Genomic DNA, 425 nt, shown 5'->3' on the forward strand with positions numbered 1-425 from the left:
GGTTCTACGTCAATAGTTGGGGTGGGAGCCCTTCGCTCCTGCCCCTACTCTTTACCCCACTTGAAAGTCTTGAATGTGTTTCAATTGTTGGCTTAATAAAATTTTATAACGGAATCGATCGTATCTTGGAATCCCATAAGCGTTGCGTTTGATCACTTTCGTTTTGTTGTTTAAGCCTTCAATGAAGCCGTTGTTATAACCAAAGACAAAGCTATTAAGGATTTCTGTTTGCCAATTTTTAAACGGCTTCAAGGCTTGTATCATTTCTGGAATGCCTGCTTCTTCCACGTTTTCGCAGTAGTCTTTTAGTTCTTGCTTCACTTGAGCGATTTGGTTTGAACCGATGATCTTCGCTTTCTCAAACCAAGTACAATACGCCTCCTTCAACTCATACGCTTTCCGAAGCTCCGGTGACATACTCAAAA

General features: G+C 41.4%; 1 protein-coding gene. It reads right to left on the reverse strand.

Annotated elements, in window-relative coordinates; translation table 11 throughout:
• Positions 1–51: 51 nt before the first annotated feature.
• A partial coding sequence (locus G4V62_RS19300) for a transposase (RefSeq protein WP_165205255.1) occupies positions 52–425 on the reverse strand: 374 nt, incomplete at its 5' end.

It is taken from the genome of Litoribacterium kuwaitense (genome assembly GCF_011058155.1).
Classification (GTDB): domain Bacteria; phylum Bacillota; class Bacilli; order Bacillales; family DSM-28697; genus Litoribacterium; species Litoribacterium kuwaitense.